Source organism: Streptomyces sp. NPDC050674 (genome assembly GCF_040654575.1).
Lineage (GTDB): Bacteria > Actinomycetota > Actinomycetes > Streptomycetales > Streptomycetaceae > Streptomyces.
In genome coordinates this window covers 193,108-213,029 of the sequence record NZ_JBFAIG010000001.1, presented here as the reverse complement: position 1 = coordinate 213,029, position 19,922 = coordinate 193,108, and the positions used below count along the sequence as shown (strand labels likewise).

At 75.5% G+C, this 19,922-nt stretch carries 1 protein-coding gene; it reads left to right on the top strand.

What is annotated here, in order from left to right:
- The first annotated feature begins 4 nt into the window (after window positions 1-4).
- Window positions 5-19,918: a non-ribosomal peptide synthase/polyketide synthase gene (locus AB0I06_RS00890; protein ID WP_363116567.1), complete on the top strand. Its 19,914-nt coding sequence runs from the start codon at window positions 5-7 to the stop codon at window positions 19,916-19,918.
- Window positions 19,919-19,922: the final 4 nt, after the last annotated feature.

Sequence of the window (19,922 nt, the reverse complement as noted above, 5' to 3'; positions counted from 1 at the left end):
GACCATGACGTCTTCGAAGCGAAACCGTGCCGAGGCCCTCCCGCAGGACCTCCAGGAAGCACTCCGCCGCCGGCTGGCCGGACGGGCCGCCGCGGGCGCCCCCGGCGCCGCCCGGCAGGCCATCCCGCGCGCCGACCGCACTCGGCCGCTGCCGCTGTCCTTCGCCCAGCAGCGCCTGTGGTTCCTGGACCGGCTGCGCCCCGGCGACCCGCGCTACAACAGCGCCGTCGCGCTGCGCCTGACCGGCGCCCTCGACCGCACCGCCCTGTCCGCCGCGCTGGAGCACGTGGTGGGGCGGCACGAGGCGCTGCGCACCACGTTCCAGGAGCACGACGGCACCCCCGCGCAGACCGTCCACCCCGCCGGCCCGCTCCCGCTGCCCGTGCACGACCTCACGGGTGCGGCCGGCGCCGACCCCGAGGCGGCGCTGCTGGCCGAGTACGAGCGGCCCTTCGACCTGGAGGCAGGGCCGCTGCTGCGCGCCCTGCTCCTGCGGGAGGCTCCCGATACCCACGTCCTGCTGCTGACGGCCCATCACATCGTGACCGACGGCTGGTCGATGGGCGTCCTGCTGGACGAACTGTGCACCGCCTACGACGCCCTCGCCCAAGGCGCGAGGCCCGCACTGGCGCCGGTGGCCACGCAGTACCCGGACTTCGCCGTCTGGCAGCGCGAGCAGCTGTCCGGCACCCGGCTGGAGCGTCAGCTGGCGCACTGGAAGGAGAGACTGTCAGGAGCGGTCGCACCCGAACTGCCCCTGGACCGGCCGCGCCGCGCGGAGGAGTCCGGCGCGGGCGCGGTGCACACCTTCACCGTCCCGGCGGCCACCACGGCCCGGCTGAAGCAGCTCGCGGCCGAGCAGCACACGACCCTGTTCACCGCCCTGGTCGCCGCCTGCCAGACCCTGCTGGCCCGCTGGTCAGGGCAGGACGACATCACCGTCGGCTCGCTCACCCCCGGGCGCGGACGCACCGACCTGGAGCGGGCCGTCGGGTTCTTCGTCAACACCGTCGCGCTGCGCACCCGCGTCGAGACGAGCGGCACCTTCCGTGACCTGCTCACCGCCGCCGCCGACACCGTCAACGACGCCTTCGCGCACGGCGACACGCCGTTCGAGCGGCTGGTGGAGGCCGTCGGCGCCACCCGCGAGGCGGGCCGCAACCCGCTGTTCGACGTGATGGTGCTGCTGCACCCGGCGCCGCCCACCGCGCCCGACCCGCACGGCCTGACCGCCTCCCCGGTCGCCGTGCCCCGGCGAGCCGCCACGTTCGACCTGAGCGTGGAGTTCGTGCCCGACGGCGACGGGCTGACCGGCTTGCTGGAGTACCGCACCGACCTGTTCGACGCGGCCACCGCCGAGCGCATGGCGGACCAGTTGCTGCGCACCCTGGACGGCGCCGCCGCCGGCCCCGACCGGCCGCTCGGCGCCCTGCCCCTGCTCTCGCCCGAGCAGGAGCGGCAGGTGACGCGGGACTGGAACGCCACCGCGCGTCCGGTGCCCGGGGAGAGCCTGCCCGAGCTGTTCGCACGGCAGGCGGCCCGCACCCCGCACGCCACCGCCCTCGTCGCCGGCGACGTACGCCTGGACTACGCGACGCTCGACGCGCGTGCCGACCGCCTGGCCCGCCACCTGGTGGCGCGGGGAGCCGGACCCGAGCGCCTGGTCGCCCTGCGACTGCCGCGCACCGCCGACATGATCGTGGCGATCCTCGCCGTCTGGAAGGCCGGCGCCGGTTACCTGCCGCTCGACCCGGCGCTGCCCGAGGACCGGGTGCGGTTCCTGCTGGAGGACGCGCGGCCCGCGTTCGTCCTCGACGAGGCCGCCCTGCGGGAGGCCGACGACACCATCGGTGGTCCGCTCGCCCCGCCGCACCCCGACACCACCGCCTACGTCATCTACACCTCCGGCTCCACCGGCCGCCCCAAGGGCGTGACCGTGACCCACCGCTCCGCCGCGAACCTCCTGGCGGGCCACCGCGAAGGGTTCGTCGCCGAGGCCGGCGGCGGGCCGCTGAACGTGGCGCTCACGGCGTCGTTCTCCTTCGACACCTCGCTGGAGGGCGTGCTGCTGATGGCCGACGGCCACCCGCTGCACCTGGTCGACGAGACGACCCGCCTCGACGCCGCCGCGCTGGTCGAGTACGTCGTCGAGCACCGCGTCGACTTCCTCGACCTCACCCCCACCTACCTGCGCCAGCTGCTGCCCGCCGGACTGCTCGACGACCCGCGCCACCACCCGCGCGTCCTCATGCTCGGCGGCGAGGCCGTCGGACCCGCGCTGTGGCGGGAACTGGCGGCGCGGCACGACGTGGCGGCGTACAACTTCTACGGGCCCACCGAGTGCACCGTCGACGCGCTGGCCTGCCGGATCGAGGGCGAGGGCCGGCCGACCGTGGGCCGCCCGCTGCCCAACGTGCGCGCCTACGTCCTCGACGACCGGCTGCGGCCCGTGCCGCCCGGCGTCGGCGGTGAGCTGTACCTGGCCGGTGTGCAACTGGCCCGTGGCTACAGCGGGCGGCCGGGACTGACGGCCGCGCGGTTCCTGCCCGACCCGTTCGGGCCGCCCGGTACCCGCATGTACCGCACCGGCGACCTGGCCCGCTGGAGCGCCGACGGACGCCTGGACTACCTGGGGCGCGCCGACGACCAGGTCAAGGTGCGCGGCCACCGCATCGAGCCCGGCGAGGTCGAGGCGGCCCTGACCGACCTGCCCGAGGTCTCCGCCGCCGTGGTCGTCGCCGTCACCGACCCGCACGGCCACGTCCGGCTCGCCGCCCACCTCGTTCCCGCTGACCCCGACGCGCCGCCCGCCGCGGGCGACGTACGGTCCGCCGTACGGCGGGTGCTGCCCGACCACATGGTGCCGTCCTCCTTCACCGTGCTCGACGCCCTGCCGATGACCGTCAGCGGCAAGGTCGACCGGCGTGCCCTGCCCGCGCCCGACTTCGAAGGCGCCGAGCAAGAGCGGGAGTTCGTCGCCCCGCGCACCCCCGAGGAGGAGACCCTCGCCCGCATCTGGGCCGAGGTGCTGGGCGCGCGCCGGGTCGGCGTGACCGACAACTTCTTCGAGCTGGGCGGCGACTCCATCCTCAGCATCCAGGCCGTCTCCCGCGCCCGCGCGGCGGGGCTGCACCTGACCTCGCGGGACGTCTTCCGCCACCAGACCGTCGCCGACCTCGCCGCCGCCGCGTCCGTGCGCACCGCGCAGGCGCCCGCGCCCCGCCGCCCCGCCGAGCGGGGCCCGGCGCCGCTGACCCCCGTGCAGGAGTGGTTCCTCGCCACCCACGGCCCGCTGCGGCACTTCACCATGTCGATGCTGCTGGACCTGCCGCACGACCTCGACGCCCCGGCGCTGGAGCGTGCCCTGGAGGCGCTGGCCGCGCACCATCCGGCGCTGCGCACCCGCTTCGCCCGCTCGGGGGACACCTGGCTCCAGCACCCCGGCGAGGGCCCGGCCACCGGGCTGCTCACCCGCCATGACCTCTCCGGCGCCACGGACCCGGCGGCCGAACGCGAACGCGCCGCCGGGGCCGCCCGCGCCTCGATCGACCCGGCAACCGGCGCCCTGCTGCGCGCCGTCCTGTTCACCCGTACCGGCGAGCGCCCCCAACTCTTCGTCACCGCACACCACTTGGCGGTGGACAGCGTCTCCTGGCGGATCCTGCTCGCCGACCTCGCCGAGGCCTACCGGCAGGCCGCCGGGGGAGAGGCGGTCCGGCTGGAGCCCGTCGCCACTCCATTCACCGACTGGGCCGCGGACCTCGCGCGCCGGGTGAGCGAGGGCGACCTCGACGCCGACCTGCCGCACTGGACGGCCGAGGCCGCCGAGCCCCGCAGCCCGCTGCCCGTGGACCGCCCCGGCACCCCGCCGGCCGGTTCGGTCCGCACCCTCGACACCCGCGTGGACCGCGCTACCACCGAGGCGCTGCTGCGCCGGGTGCCCGCCGTCTACCGCACCCAGGTCAACGACGTGCTGCTCGGCGCGCTGAGCCGGGTCCTCGCCGACTGGACGGGCGGCGAGCGCGTGACCGTCCTGCTGGAGGGCCACGGCCGCGAGGACGACACGCTGGACCTGTCCCGCACGGTCGGCTGGTTCACCGCCCAGTACCCCGTCACCCTCGCGCCCGCCGGACCGTCCGGGGCGCCCGACTGGGGCGCCACCCTCAAGGCGGTGAAGGAACGGCTGCGGTCCGTGCCCCGGCATGGCCTGAGCTACGAGGCCCTGGCCCGCCTCGGTTCGCCCGACCCGGCCGCCCGAGCCCTGCGGGACGTGCCGCTGCCGCAGATCAGCTTCAACTACCACGGCCAGTGGGAGGCCTCCGACGGCGGCGACTTCGCCCCGGCGGGCGAGGCACCCGGCCGCGACATCGCCCCCGACGAACCGCTGGACCACCTGCTGGACGTCTCCGCCGTGGTCACCGACGGCGAACTGCGGATCACCTGGCACTACAGCGACCAGGTGCACGACGAGGACACCGTCCGCGCCCTCGCCGACGGCATGACCCGCGCGCTGGCCGCGATCACCGAGCACTGCGCCCGGCCCGGCGCGGGCGGCCGCACTCCCTCCGACTTCCCGCTTGCCCGCCTCGACCAGGAGCGCTTGGACCGGCTGGTCGGCGACGGCCGCGACGTGGAGGACGTCCTGCCGCTGACCCCGCTCCAGGAGGGCATGCTCTTCCACCGGCTGGTCGGCGGCCCCGACGACGTCTACGTCGACCAGGCGGGACTGCTGCTGGACGGCGTCGCCGACCCGCACGCCTTCGCCGTCGCCTGGCAGCGTGTCACCGACCGCACACCCGCCCTGCGCACCTGCGTGGTCTGGGAGGAGGTCCCGGTGCCCCTCCAGGTCGTGCGCCGCGACGTGCGGGTGCCGGTCACCCACCTCGACTGGCGTGATCTGGACGAGACGGAACGCGCCGAACGCCTGGACCGGCTGCGGGCCGACGACCTGGCCCGGGGCATCGACCTCGCCGCCGCGCCCCTGATGCGGCTGACCATGGTCCGGCTGCCGGATGCCCGGCTGCACCTGCTGTGGACCTCCCACCACCTGATCCTGGACGGCTGGAGCCTGGCCCAGGTGCTGACCGAGGTGTGCGAGGAGTACGCGGCGCTCACCGCGGGCACCGAGCTGCGGCCGCCGCTGCGGCGCCCCTTCGGCGCATACGTGCGCTGGCTGGCCGAGCAGGACCCCGACGCCGCGCGCGCCCACTGGCAGGGCGTCCTCGCCGCCTTCGCCGAACCCACCCCGCTGCCCACCGACCGCCCCCTGCGCGATGCCCATCAGGCCCGCTCCGCGGAGGTGCACACGGCCGGTCTCGACGCGGAGGCGTCGGCCCGTCTCGTGCGCACCGCCCGTGCGGCCGGCCTCACCCTCAACACGGTCGTCCAGGGCGCCTGGGCCTTGCTGCTGGCCCGCTACGCCGCCCAGGACGACGTGGTGTTCGGCACGACCGTCTCCGGGCGGCCCGACGACCTGCCCGGCGTCGAGTCGATGGTCGGCATGTTCATCAACACCGTGCCCACCCGGGTCCGCGTCGACGCCGGGCGTCCGGCGGGGGCCTGGCTGCGTGAACTCCAGGACGCGCAGGCCGAGTCGAGGCGATTCGCTGCCGCGTCGCTCGCCGAGCTGACCCAGCTGAGCGACGTGCCGTCCGGCAGTCCGCTCTTCCACAGCATGGTCGCCTTCGAGAACTACCCCTTCGACGAGGCCCGCACGGCCGGGTCCGGGATCCGGCTGGCCGGGGTGACCTCCCGCGACGCCACCAACTACCCGCTCGTCCTGCGCGCCCACCACGGCGAGCGCCTCGGCTTCGACCTCGCCTACGACCCGGACCTGTTCGACGCGGCGACCGTCAGCGCCCTCGCCGGCCGGCTCTGCCTGCTCCTCAACGGGCTGGCCGACGGCACCGACCGGCCGCTGCGCGCCCTGACGTGGACCACGGCCGAGGAACGGCGCCGGATCCTCACCGACTGGAACGGCACCGAGTCCGGCCGTCCCGCCGAAACACTGGTGGACCTGTTCGAGGCGCAGGCCGCCCGCACCCCCGGCGCCATCGCCGTCACCTGCGGAACCGAGCACCTGGACTACGCGACCCTCGACGCCCGCGCCGGCCGGCTCGCCCACCGCCTCGCCGAACTCGGCGCCGGACCCGAGCGGTTCGTCGCCCTCGCCCTGCCCCGCTCCACCGACCAGGTCGTCGCGGTCCTCGCCGTGCTGAAGTCCGGCGCGGCCTACCTGCCGATCGACCCGCACTCGCCCGCCGAACGCATCGCGCACCTCCTCACCGACGCCACCCCGGTGACCCTGGTGACCACCCGCGACACCGCGGCCCGCGTCGACGGCACCGGTGTGCCCGTCGTCCTGCTCGACGCCCCGGACGAGGAGGCCGGCCTCGCCCGGCGCCCGGCCACAGGACCCGTCCCGGCCCGCCGCCCGCTGCCGGAGAGCCCCGCCTACGCCATCTACACCTCCGGCTCCACCGGCCGTCCGAAGGGCGTGGTGATCCCGCACGCCAGCGTGGTGCGGCTGTTCACCCGCACCCGCCCGTGGTTCGACTTCGGTCCGCAGGACGTGTGGACACTGTTCCACTCCTACGCGTTCGACTTCTCCGTGTGGGAACTGTGGGGCCCGCTGCTGCACGGCGGCCGGCTCGTCGTCGTACCCGACGAGACCGCCCGCTCCCCGGAGGACTTCCTGCGGCTGCTGGCCGACGAGGGGGTCACCGTCCTCAACCAGACGCCGTCCGCGTTCTACCCGCTCGTGCGCGCCGACGCCGAACACCCCGACACCGGTGCCCGCCTCGCCCTGCGCACGGTGATCTTCGGCGGTGAGGCCCTCGACGTCGGCCGGCTCGCCGACTGGTGGGCCCGCCACCCGGCCGACGCGCCGCGCCTGGTGAACATGTACGGCATCACCGAGACCACCGTGCACGTCACCCACGCCCCGCTCGACCCCGCCACCGCCGCGCACGGCCCCGCCAGCCCCATCGGCGTCGGCATACCCGACCTCAGGGTGTACGTGCTGGACGCCGGCCTGACCCCCCTGCCGCCGGGCGCGACCGGGGAACTGTACGTGGCGGGAGAGGGCCTGGCCCGTGGCTACCTGGGCCGCCCCGGCCTGACCGCCACCCGGTTCCTCGCCGACCCGTTCGGCCCGGCCGGCAGCCGCATGTACCGCACGGGCGACCGGGCGAAGTGGCGGGCCGACGGCACCCTGGAGTACCTGGGCCGCGCGGACGCCCAGGTGAAGATCCGCGGCTACCGCATCGAGCCCGGCGAGATCGAGGCCGCCCTGCACGCCCACCCCGGTGTCGCCGACGCCGCCGTCGGCGTGTTCGAGGACACCTCCGGCACCCGCCGCCTGGTGGCGCACGTCGTCGGCACCAGCGGCGCCACACCTCCGGCGGCCGAGCTGCGCGCCCACCTGGAACGGCTGCTGCCGTCCCACATGGTGCCCGCCGCCTACGTCCCGATGGACGCCCTCCCGCTCACCGTCAACGGCAAGCTCGACCGGCGCGCCCTGCCCGCCCCGACAGCGGACGGCTACGCCGCCGACACCGACCGGACCGCACCGCGCACCCCCGCCGAACGGGCCGTCGCCGCCGCCTGGTCGGACGTCCTCGCGGTCGGGGAGGTGTACGCCGGGGACGACTTCTTCGCGCTCGGCGGCGACTCCATCCTCGCCGTCCGCGTCACCGCCCGGCTGCGCGCCGCGTTCGGCCCGGACGTCTCCCCGCGCCTGCTGTTCACCCACAGCACGCTGTCCGCGCTCGCCGCCGAACTGGGCGAACCGGCCGGCGAGCCCTCCGAGCCGCCCGCCGACGCGATCCCGGCGACCGCCCCGCAGACCCCGGCGCCCCTGTCGTACGCCCAGCAACGCCTGTGGTTCCTCGACCGCTTCGAGCCCGGCAGCACCGAGTACACGACGCTGTCCGTGCTGCGCCTGCGCGGCCCGCTCGACCAGCGGGCCCTGCGCACCGCCCTGGACGGCCTCGTCGCCCGCCACGAGGCCCTGCGCACCACCTTCACCGAACAGGACGGGCAGCCCCGGCAGATGGTGCACCCACCGCACCCGGCCGCCCTCACCGTGGACGACCTCACCACCGCATCCGATCCGCGGGCCGCACTGGACGAGCTGCTGGAGCGCGAGGCGGCCGCGCCCTTCGACCTGGCGACCGGACCCCTGCTGCGCGCCCGCCTGGCCCGCACCGCCGACGACGAGCATGTGCTGGCCCTCGCCGTCCACCACATCGTGACCGACGGCTGGTCGCTCGGCGTCCTCGGCCGGGACCTGGGCGAGCTGTACGCGGCCGCCCACGAGGGCCGCCGTCCCGAACTCCCCGAACTGCCCGTGCGGTACGCCGACCACGCCGCCTGGCAACGCGCCCGCACCGACCAGGTCGAGCGCCAACTCGCCCACTGGCGCGAGAAGCTGGCCGGCGTACCGCCCCTGGAGCTGCCGACCGACCGGCCGCGTCCCGCCGTACGCACCCGCGAGGGCGCGCTCGTGACCTTCACCCTGCCCGCCGAGCTGACCGACCGGCTGCGCGAGCGGGGCCGGGAGGCCGACGCCACCCTCTACATGACCCTGCTCACCGCGTGCACGGTCCTGCTGTCCCGCTGGGCCGATCAGGACGACTTCGCCGTCGGCACCGTCACCGCGGGCCGGGAGCGGCCCGAACTGCACGATGTCGTCGGCATGTTCGTCAACACGCTGGTGCTGCGCAACGAGGTGCGGCCCGGCACGTCGTTCCGCGCGCTCCTCGAGCGGGTGCGCGGCACCGTCCTGGACGCGTTCGCCCACCAGGACGTCCCCTTCGAACGGCTGGTGGACGCCCTCCAGCCCGAGCGGGACACCAGCCGCACCCCCCTGTTCCAGGTCATGGTCGCCCTGCACAACCTGGGCGCCGAAGCCCCCGTCCTGCCGGGTCTGGACGCCGAGCCGCTCCTGCCGCCGGTCCGGCACGCGACCTTCGACCTGGCCTTCGACTTCGTGGAGGGCGACGGCGGCGTCACCGGCCACCTGGAGTACGACACCGGCCTGTTCGACGAGGACACCGTCCGCCGCCTGGCCGCCCGCCTGCGCCTGCTGCTGGAGGCGGCGGTGCGGGAACCGGAACGCGACGTACGGGCGCTGGAGCTGATGACCGCCGACGAACGGCGGCGGGTGCTGCACGACGAGCAGGGACCGCTCCTGACCGTCCCGGCCACCACCTTCCCCGCCCTGTTCGAGGCCCAGGCCGCCCGCACCCCGCATGCCACCGCGCTGGTCGCCCGGGACACCACCCTCGACTTCGCCGCCCTGAACGACCGAGCGAACCGGCTCGCCCACCACCTGCTGGCCCAGGGCACCGGCCCCGAGCGGGTGGTCGCCGTCCGGCTCCCGCGCACCTCCGAGCTGATGGTCGCGGTCCTCGCCGTCGCCAAGGCCGGCGCCACCCTGCTCTACCTCGACCCCGACCTGCCCGCCGAACGCGCCGCCGGGCTCCTGGCGGACGCCGCCCCGCACACCGTGCTCACCGCCGACGCGCTGCGCGTCACCCCCTGGGACCGGCTGCCCGCCCGCAACCCGACCGACAGCGACCGCCCGGCCCCCCTGCGCCCGGAGCACGCCGCCTACATCGTCTACACCTCCGGCTCCACCGGCCGCCCCAAGGGCGTCGTCGTGGAACACCGCCACCTGGTCAACCTCTGCCACGACCACCGCGCAGGGCTCGTCGCCCCGCACACCGCGGACGGACAGCGGCTGCGCGCCGCGCTCAGCGCCTCGTTCTCCTTCGACACCTCCTGGGAGGGGCCGTTGCTGCTCGCCCTCGGCCAGGAGGTCCATCTCGTCGACGACGACGTACGCCTGGACCCCGAGGCGTTCTGCGCGCAGATCACCGAACGGCGCCTCGACCTGGTCAACGTCACCCCGTCCTTCCTGCGCGAACTGCTCGCCGCGGGACTCCTCGCGCCCGGCCGTCACCACCCCCGCGTCCTGCTGGTCGGCGGTGAGGCGACGGGCCCCGACACCTGGCGCGAACTGTGTGCCGCCGCCGAACTCGGCGTCACGGCCTACAACATGTACGGCCCCACCGAGTGCACCGTCGACGCCACCTACGGCCGCGTCACCGACCGCCCCGCCCGGCCGGTCATCGGACGCCCCGGCGCCAACCTGCGCGCCTACGTCCTCGACGGCACCCTGCGCCCGGTGCCGCCCGGCACACCCGGCGAGCTGTACCTCGCCGGCGCGCAGGTCGCCCGCGGCTACCTGAACCGCCCCGGGCTGACCGCGACGCGGTTCCTCGCCGACCCCTTCGGCGCGCCGGAGGAGCGGATGTACCGCACCGGCGACCGCGCCCGCCGCGACGAAGAGGGAGTGCTGGAGTTCCTCGGCCGCGCCGACGAACAGATCAAGATCCGCGGGTTCCGCATCGAGCCCGGCGAGGTCGAGGCCGCGCTGCTCGCCCACCCGGACGTCACCGAGGCCGTCGTCACGGCACGCGAGCACGCGGGCCGGCTGATGCTCGTGGCCTACCTGGTGCCCGCCCGGGACACCGCCCCGGCCGCCGACGAACTGCGCCTCGCACTGCGCCGCACCCTGCCGGACCACATGGTGCCCGCGGCATTCGTCCCGCTGACCCGGATCCCGCGCACCACCAGCGGCAAGACCGACCGGCGCGCCCTGCCCGCGCCGCCCGCGCAGCCCGACTCCACCGCCGCCTACGTGGCTCCCCGCCCCGGCACCGAACAGACGCTGGCCTCGATCTGGGCCGACGTCCTGCGTGTCGAACGGGTGGGCGCGCGCGACAACTTCTTCGCGCTCGGCGGCGACTCGATCCTCAGCATCCAGATCGTCTCCCGGGCCCGCCAGGCCGGACTCGCGCTGACCACCAAGGACGTCTTCCGCCACCAGACCGTCGCCGAACTCGCCCTGCGGGTCACCGAGTCGGCGCCGGTCGCCACCGACACGACCGCCCCCGCCGAGGCGCCGCTCACCCCCATCCAGCACTGGTACCTCGACGACCGCGGCCCCGGCGACCCGCTGCGCTTCACCATGTCGCAGCGCCTCGAACTCGCCCCCGGCACCGACCTGTCCGCCCTGCGCACCGCCGCCGACGCCCTCGTGCGCCACCACCCGGCGCTGCGCACCCGCTTCCGCCGCACCGAGGACGGCTGGCGCCAGGAGGTTCTGCCCGCTCCTGAGGACGGCACCGTCACCCGGCACGACGTGACCGGGCTCGACGGCCCCGCCCTGGAGGCCGAGGCGGCCCGCCTCGCGGACGAGGCCCGCGCCGGCCTGGACCCCACCGAGGGTCGGGTGGAGCGCGTCCTCATCCTCGACCGTGGCCCGCACGCGCCTGCACAACTCCTTTTCGCAGTGCATCACTTGGTTGTCGACGGCGTCTCCTGGCGGATCCTGCTGGCCGACCTGGAGACCGCCCACCGGCAGGCCGCCGCCGGACACCCCGTCGAGCTGCCCCCGGCCACCACCGCGTACGGCCACTGGGCGGCCCGCCTGGAGGCCCACACCCGCTCCGGCGCCCTGGACGGCGACCTCGGCCACTGGCGGCGCACCACGACGGCCCCCGCCGACCTGCCCACCGGCCGGCCCGGCCCCAACACCCACGGCACCGCCGCCACGGTCACCGTGGAACTGGAGCCGGAGACCACCGAGGCCCTGCTGCGCCAGGTCCCGGAGGTCTACCGCACCCAGGTCAACGACATCCTGCTCAGCGCCCTCGGCCGCACCCTGGCCCGCTGGTGCGGGCGCGACAGCGTGCTGGTCGGTGTGGAGGGCCACGGCCGCGAGGACCTCTTCGACGACCTGGACCTGTCCCGGACGGTCGGCTGGTTCACCGCCGAGTTCCCCCTCGCGCTGACCGTCACCCCCGACGCCGGCTGGCACGACACCCTGCGCTCGGTCAAGGAGCAGCTGCGCGCGGTGCCCCTGCACGGGCTGAGCCACGGCGCGCTGCGCCACCTGCTGCCCGACAGCCCCCTGGCCGGCGCCCCGGCGCCCCAGGTCGGGTTCAACTATCACGGCCAGTGGGACGCCGACGGCGGCGGCAGCGGCCTGTACGGCGCCGCCCTGCCCCCGGCCGGCTCCGACACCGACCCCGACGCCCCCCGGCCCTACCTGCTGGACATCACCGGCGTGGTCCAGGGCGGCCGGCTCGAACTCGGCTGGACCTACCCGCCGGCCGTCTACGACGAGTCCACCGTCCGCGCGCTCGCCGAGGAGATGTGCGCGGCGCTGCGCGAGATCGCGGCCCACTGCGCCCGCCCGGACGCGGGTGGCCGCACCCCGTCCGACTTCCCGCTGGCCGGGCTCGCCCAGAGCGAACTGGACCGCCTGGTGGGCGACGGACGGCACGTGACCGACGTGCTGCCGCTGACACCGCTGCAGGCCGGCATGCTCTTCCACGGCCTGGTGGACACCGAGGGCGCCTACTCCGACCGCGTGGCCGTGCGCCTGTCCGGGGTGAGCGACCCGCAGGGCTTCGCCGCCGCCTGGCAAGAGGTCGCCGACCGTACCGAGGCCCTGCGCACCAGTGTCCACTGGCAGGGCCTGCCGCATCCGGTGCAGGTCGTGCACCGGCGCGTGGAACTGCCGGTCACCCACCTGGACTGGCGGCGCCTCACGCCCGAGGAGCGCGAGGCGGCCACCGGGGAACTGCTGGCCGCCGACCGGGCGGCGGGCATGGACCTGACCACGACACCGCTGACTCGCATCACCCTGGCGGCGCTGCCCGGCGACGAGGTCCTGCTCCTGTGGTCCTCGCACCACCTGATCCTGGACGGCTGGAGCACCGGACAGCTCCTCACCGAGGTGTGCGAGCGCTACGCCGCCCTCACCGGCGGCCGGGCGGCCCCCGCACCGGTCAGGCGCCCGTTCGCCGACTTCCTGCGCTGGCTGCACGACCAGGACGAGAACGCCGCCGAGGCCCACTGGGCCGGGGCCCTCGCCGGGTTCACGGACCGCACCCCGCTGCCGTACGACCGCACGCCGGCCGAGGAGCACCGCGCCCGCGCCGCCGCCCTGACCCACCGGCGGCTGGACGAGGACCTTTCGGCGCGGTTGCGGCAGAGCGCCGCCCGGGCCGGGCTTACGGTGAACACCGTGGTCGAGGGCGCCTGGGCGCTGCTCCTGGCCCGTCACAGCGGCCGCGACGACGTCGTGTTCGGCACCACCGTCTCCGGACGCCCCGCCGAACTGCCCGGCGTGGAGTCGATGATCGGCATGTTCATCAACACCGTGCCCACCCGCGTCCGCGTCACGGGCGGGGGAGTGGTGGCCTGGCTGCGCGCGGTGCAGGAGCGCCAGAGCGACACCCGGCGCTTCGACTTCCTCGCCCTCCCGCGCATCCAGGCGCTGAGCGAGACACCGGCCGGCGAGCCGCTGTTCGACAGCATGGTGGTGTTCGAGAACTACCCCGTCGACGAGTCCGCCACGGCCCGCACGGGCGTACAGGTGGAGGAGGTGCGCGCCGAGGACGCGCCCACCTTCCCGCTGTGCCTGCGCGCCCACCTCGGCGACCGGCTCGGCATCGACCTCGCCTATGACGACGGCCTCTTCGAGGCGGACACCGCAGAACACCTCGCGGACCGGCTCACGGTCGTCCTGCGCGCCCTCGCCGACGCCTTGGAGACCGACGCGGCCGTCACCGGCCTGGAAGCGCTGTCCGAGGACGACCACGCCGTGCTGGACCGGTGGAACACCCCCGTCCGCCCGGCGGAGCCGCGCAGCCCCGTCGACCTGTTCGCCGAGCAGGCCCGCCGCAACCCCGCGGCACCCGCGCTGCGCGACGGCGACACGGAGCTGACATACCGTCACCTCGACGCCTGGTCCGACGCGGTGGCCTCCCAGCTCCTCGCCGGCGGACTGCGGGCCGAGGACCGGGTGGCCCTGCTCATGGACCGCGGTGCCGCACTCGTCGTCGCCCAGCTCGCGGTCCTCAAGGCGGGCGGCGCCTACGTGCCCGTGGACGCCCGCGCCCCCGAGGACCGGCGCCGCACGCTGATCGAACGGGCGGGCGTGACAGCCGAGTTGACCACCGAGGACGTCACCGCCGCGCGCACTCCCGTGCCGGACGCGCCCCTCGCCGCACCGGCTGACCCCGACCGGCTCGCCTACGTGATGTTCACCTCCGGGTCGACCGGCGAACCCAAGGCTGTCGCCGTACGCCACCGTGACGTGGCCGCCCTCGCCACCGACGGCCGCTTCACCGGCGGTGTGTGCGAACGGGTGCTGCTGCACTCCCCGGTGGCCTTCGACGCCGCCACCTTCGAGGTGTGGGCGCCGCTGCTCACCGGCGGCTGCGTCGTCGTGGCACCGCCACGGCCGCTGGACGCCGCGCTGCTGCGGCAGCTGGTCCGTGACTGCGGCCTGAGCGCGCTGTGGCTGACCGCCGGCCTGTTCCGGCTCCTCGCGCAGGACGCACCGGACTGCTTCACCGGGCTGCGCCAGGTGTGGACCGGCGGCGACGTCGTGCCCGCCGCAGCCGTACGCCGCGTCCTGGCGGCCTGCCCGGGCCTGGCCGTCGTGGACGGCTACGGCCCCACCGAGACGACCACGTTCGCCACGTCCTTCCCGCTCGCCGACGCGGCCGCCGTCCCCGACACCGTGCCCATCGGCCACCCGCTCGACGACATGCGCGTGCACGTCCTCGACGGCCGGCTGCGGCCCGTGCCGCCGGGCTGCCCGGGCGAGTTGTACCTCGCCGGCGAAGGTGTGGCCCGCGGCTACCTGGGCCGCCCCGGCGACACCGCGGCCCGCTTCCTCGCCGACCCGGCCGGTCCGCCCGGCAGTCGTATGTACCGCACCGGCGACCTGGCCCGCCGACGCCCCGACGGCACCGTGGAGTTCCTCGGCCGCGCCGACGACCAGGTGAAGATCCGCGGCTTCCGCGTCGAACCCGGCGAGGTCGAGGCGGTCCTCGCCGCGCATCCCGCCGTCAGCGACGTGACGGTGCTGGCCCGCGAGGACCGGCCCGGCAGCCGCCGCCTGGTTGCCTACGTGGTCGGCACCGAAGACGTCACCGCCCTGGGGGAGTTCGCCCGGCGTTCCCTGCCGGACTACCTCGTGCCGTCGGCGTTCGTCGTCCTGCCCGAGCTGCCGCTCAGCCGCAACGGCAAGGTCGACCGGGCGGCGCTGCCCGCTCCGGAGCCCGCGGGCGGCGCGTCCGAGGGCACACCGGCGGAGCCGCGCACCGACGCGGAGCGCCGCACGGTGGAGGTCTTCGCCGACGTCCTGTCCGTGCCGCGACCCGGTGTGCGGGACGACTTCTTCCAGCTGGGCGGCGACTCCATCCTCAGCATCCGGCTGGCCGTTCGCCTGTCCGAGGCGTTCGGCACCGAACTGTCCCCGCGCGCGGTGTTCACCCACCCGACCCCCGAGGCCCTCGCCGCCCTGCTCACCGAGGAACGCCCCGGCGACACCGCGCCCACGGCGATCGTCCCCGTCACCCGGGACACGCCCGCCCCCATGTCGTACGCCCAGCAACGCCTGTGGTTCCTGGAGGAGTTCGCGCCGGGCAGCGGCGAGTACGTGACCGCGCTGGCCCTGCGGCTGCGCGGCCGGCTGGACGTGCCGGCCCTCACCTCGGCGCTGCACGCGCTGGTCGAGCGGCACGAGGCGCTGCGCACCACCTTCGACGCGGTCGACGGCCACGGCGTGCAGATCGTCCACCCGGCCGGGGACGTGCCGCTGACCCTGCACGACCTGTCGGCGCTCCCGGACGGGGAACGCGACGCCCGGCTCGCGGAGCTGCTGGACGCCGAACGCGCCCGCACCTTCGACCTGCGGCGCGGCCCGCTCCTGCACACCGGGCTGCTCAGGCTCGCGGACGACGAGCACGTCCTGACGCTGACCCTGCACCACATCGTCACCGACGGCTGGTCCACCGGCGTCCTCACCGGCGATCTCGCCCACTTCTACCGGACCGAACTCGGTGCGGAGACGGGCACGTTGCCGCCGCTGCCGGTGCAGTACGCGGACTACGCGCACTGGCAGCGCGGGCGCGGCACCGACGACCACCTCGCGTACTGGAAGGAGCACCTGGCCGGTCTTGAGACGCTGGACCTGCCCACCGACCGGCCCCGCCCGGCGGTGCGCACCCACCACGGCGCCTCCGTACGGCTCGTCCTGCCCCGCGACACGACCCGCCGCCTCGCCCGGGTGGGCCGCGACCGGCAGGCCACCCTGTTCACCACGCTGGTCGCCGCCGCCCAGGCCTACCTGGCCCGGCTGACCGGCGGCGACGACATCACCGTCGGCACGGTCACCTCCGGCCGCGACCGCGCCGAGGTCCAGCACCTCGTCGGCTTCTTCGTCAACACCCTCGTCCTGCGCTCCCGCGTCGAACCCGACCGCCCGTTCCCCGAGTTCCTCGACGAGGTCCGCGGGACCGTCCTGGACGCCTTCGCCCACCAGGAGGCGCCGTTCGAGCAGGTCGTCGACGAGGTGCAGCCGGTCCGCGACACCAGCCGCACCCCGCTGTTCCAGGTCATGGTGGTCCTCCAGAACGCCCCGGCCGCCGACCTCGACCTGCCCGGCCTGGAGGCCGGCGACGTCGACACCGAGCTGCGGCACGCCGCGTTCGACCTCACCCTGGAGTTCGCCGAGACCGGCACCGGCGAACTGCACGGCGTCCTCACGTACAACACCGACCTGTTCGACGCGGCCACCGCCGAACGCATGGCCGACCAGCTCGGCACCCTGCTGACCGCCGTCGCCGACGACCCCGAACGGCCCCTGGGCGCCCTGCCCCTCGCCACCGACGAGACCCTCAAGGCCGTCCTCGACCAGGGCCGCGGCACCGCCCGCCCGGTCCCGGCGGCCACCCTGCCCGAGCTGTTCGAACGACAGGCCGCCCACACCCCCGACGCCGTGGCCCTGGCCGACGCCGACGGGCGGGAGCTGACGTACGCGCACGTCGAACGCGCCGCCAACCGGCTGGCCCACCGCCTCATCGCCCGGGGCGTGGGACCCGAGCGGATCGTGGCGCTGGCCCTGCCCCGCAGTGCCGAGACCGTCGTGGCGCAGCTCGCCGTCACCAAGGCCGGCGGCGCCTTCCTGCCCGTCGACCCCGACTATCCGCAGCAGCGCCGGGAGTTCATGCTCCGCGACGCCGCAGCCTGGCTCGTCCTGGACGACCCCGCCGCCGTGTGGGACGCGGACGGCCCGGACACCGCGCCCACGGACGCCGACCGCACGGCCCCGCTGACCGTCGACCACCCGGCGTACGTGATCTACACCTCCGGCTCCACCGGCACCCCGAAGGGCGTCACGGTGACGCACCGCGGCCTCGCCGCCTTCGCCGCCTCAGCCGCCGACCGCTACGACGCGGGCCCCGGCGACCGGGTCCTTCAGTTCGCCTCACCCAGCTTCGACGCCTCGGTGCTGGAGCTGTGCGTGTCCCTGCTGAGCGGCGCGACCCTGCTCACCGGGGAGGAGGGCCCCCTCGTCGGAGAGCGCCTCGCCGAGGTCCTCGCCGGGCGGCGCGTCAGCCACACCCTGATCCCGCCCGCCGCCCTCGCGACGGTCGACCCGGGGACCGCCGACGCCCTGCCGCACCTGCGCACCCTCATCGTCGGCGCCGAGGCCTGCCCCGCCCACCTCGTCGAACGGTGGGCCCCCGGCCGACGGATGATCAACTCCTACGGCCCGACCGAGGCGACCGTCGTCGCCACCTGGACCGGCCCGCTCACCCCGGGCACGGGCGCCCCGCCCATCGGACGCCCGGCAGGCGCCACCCGCGTCCACCTCCTCGACGCCGCCCTGCGCCCCGTCCCGCCCGGCGTCACCGGCGACCTCTACGTGTCCGGACCCGGCCTGGCCCGCGGCTACCTCCACCGGCCCGGCCTGACCGCGTCCCGCTTCGTCGCCGACCCGTTCGGCGCCCCGGGCGAGCGCATGTACCGCACGGGCGACCGCGCCCGCTGGGACGCGAGCGGCGAACTCCGCTTCGCCGGACGCGCCGACGCCCAGCTCAAACTGCGCGGCTTCCGCATCGAACCCGGGGAGATCGAGAGCGCGCTGCGCGGCAGCCCGCTGGTGCGCGACGCGGTGGTCACCGTACGCGCCGGCGGAAGCGACCCGGACGGCCGCTCCGGCGCACGGCTGGTCGCCCACGTCGTCCCCGCCGACGGCACCCCGGAGACCCTGCCGGTCCCCGAGCTGCGCGAGCACCTCGCCGGGCTGCTCCCGGCGCACATGATCCCCTCGGCGTTCGTACCGCTGGCCCAGCTGCCGCTCACCCCGAACGGCAAGACCGACCGCCGCGCGCTGCCCGAACCGGGACCCGCCCACACCGCCACCGGGCCGCACACCCCACCGCGCACCGACACCGAACGCCGCATCGCCCGCATCTGGTCCGACGTCCTCGGCGTGGCCGACGTCGGGGCACACGACAACTTCTTCCACCTCGGCGGCGACTCCGTCCTCAGCATGCAGGTCGTCTCCCGGATGCGACGCGACGGACTGCACGTGACCACCCGTGACCTGTTCACCCACCAGACCGTCGCCGAGCTGGCCGGCGTCGTCACTACCGCACCCCGGCACTCCGGCGACGAGGCGGTGAGCGGGGAGGTGCCGCTCACCCCGATCCAGGAGTGGTTCCTGACCGGACCGCGCGCCAGCCACTCCCACTTCAACCAGTCCCTGCTGGTGGAACTCGCCCCCGGCGTGGACGCCACCGCCCTCGAAACCGCCCTCAACGCCCTGCTCGACCACCACGACGCTCTGCGCATGCGGTTCACCGCGGGCCGGGACGGATGGCGCCAGTACAACCCACCGGCGGCCGACACCGACCGCGACGGGCTCCTGACCCGTCACGACCTCGGCGGACTGACGTCCACCGATGCCGACGCGGCGATGGAGAAGGCCGCCGACGACCTGCACACCGGCTTCGACCTCGCACGTGGCCCGCTGCTGCGGGCGGCCCTGTTCACCGGCGCCGCCGACCGGCCCGACTTCCTCCTCCTGGTGGGCCACCACCTGGTCGTGGACGCCGTGTCCTGGCGCATCCTGCGCGACGATCTGGAGGCCGCCTACCGGCAGGCCGCCCAGGGCGACACCGTGACACCGGGCGAACGCACCACCTCCTTCCGCGACTGGGCCCGGGGCCTCGCCGCGCACGTCGCCTCCGGTGCCCTGGACCACGAACTGCCCTACTGGGAACGCGCGGTGGACACCGAACCCCTACCGGCCGAACCGGCGGCCGGGCCGGACACCGGCGCCGTCGACACGCTCACCGTCGAACTGGACGAGGCGGACACCGAGGCGCTGCTGCGCGCCGCGCCGACCGCCTACCGCACCCGCGTCAACGACGTGCTCCTCGCCGCCCTCGCCCTCGCCCTGGCCCGCTGGACCGGCCACGAGGACGTCCGCCTGGACATGGAGGGACACGGCCGCGAGGACGTCCTCGACGACGTCGACCTGACCCGCACGGTCGGCTGGTTCACCACCGTCCACCCCGTCGCCCTCCAGGTCCCCGAGCCCGCCGACCTGAGCCCCGACCGCGACTGGCGCACCCTGGTGAAGTCCGTACGCCGCCAGCTGCGCGCCGTACCCGGCAACGGCCTCGGCTTCGGCGCGCTGCGCACCTTCGGTCCGCCCGAGGTGCGCGAGCGCCTGGGCCGCGCCGCCCACGGACAGGTCGTCTTCAACTACCTCGGACAGTGGGACGCCCGCCCGGAGAACCCCGGGGACGGCCTCGTACGCGCCGAACACGGCTCGTTCGGCCGCCACCACGACCCGCGCGACAGCGGCTCCCACCCGCTGGAGATCGTCGGCGCCGTCCAGCGCGGCCGGCTGTCCTTCACCTGGCACCACCGGCCCGCCCTGCACGCCACCGACACCGTGCGCCAGGTCGCCGAGGACTTCGCCCAGGCACTGCGCCACATCGCCCACCACGCCCGCGACCGCCGATGACGCC